Here is an 873-nt window from a genome sequence, read left to right as displayed (position 1 = left end):
ATGGAAAACCGAGAAAGCGCCGCCGGCTAGGTCGCCGCGCACCAACTGCCGGTCGGCGTCGAAGGGCACGCCCGCGATCTGCAGCTTGACGTCATACTGGTCGGACCAGAACCACGGCACTTCCGGCGCCGGGGCCGCGCGGCCGACGATGGCCGAGGCCGCCTGCTTGGCCTGCTCCAGGGCGTTGGGCACGCTCTCCAGCCGGTGCATGACGCCGCCGTGGACCGGGATCGGCCGCCGCGTCACATCGCCGATGGCGTAGATGTTCGGATCGCTGGTGCGGGCGGTCTCATCCACCACCACGCCGTTTTCGCACGTCAGTCCCGCCGTCCGCGCCAGGGCCTCGCAGGCGAAGGCGCCGACGCCGACCAGCACCGCGTCGGCCGCGATCAGCGTCCCGTCCGCCAGACGCACGCCCGCGTCCTCGAACCCCGCGACCTCGACGCCGGTCAGAATCTCGACGCCATGCTTCCTGTGCAGGTCGGTGAAGAAGGCCGACAGGGGCTGAGACGCCACGCGGGCCAGCACCCTGTCCATGCGCTCGATCACCACCGCCTCGGCGCCCAGGGCGCGGGCCGAGGCCGCCGCCTCCAGCCCGACATAGCCGCCGCCGACCACCGCCAGCCGCTTGCCTGGCGCCAGAACCGCCTTCAGCCGTTCGGCGTCGTCGAGGGTGCGAAGCTCCAGCAAGTCCGGCCGGTCGGCGCCGGGAAGGGTCAGCTTGCGGGCCGTCGAGCCGGTGGCCAGGATCAGCACGTCGTAGGTCTCGACCGTTCCGTCGGCGAAGGTCACGGTCCTGGCGGCCGCGTCGATGGCGCTCGCCGTGACGCCGGTGCGCAGCGCGATATTCTGCTCGGCGTAGAAGCTCTCGGG

General features: G+C 71.8%; 1 protein-coding gene. It reads right to left on the bottom strand.

Annotation, left to right across the window (positions count from 1 at the left end; all coding sequences use genetic code 11):
- The coding region (locus BJP32_RS16665; protein WP_076224890.1) for an NAD(P)/FAD-dependent oxidoreductase at nt 1-873 on the bottom strand (873 nt) is incomplete at both ends.

The organism is Brevundimonas sp. ZS04 (assembly GCF_001956865.1).
Lineage (GTDB): Bacteria > Pseudomonadota > Alphaproteobacteria > Caulobacterales > Caulobacteraceae > Brevundimonas > Brevundimonas diminuta.
This window is presented reverse-complemented; position numbering and strand designations above follow the sequence as displayed.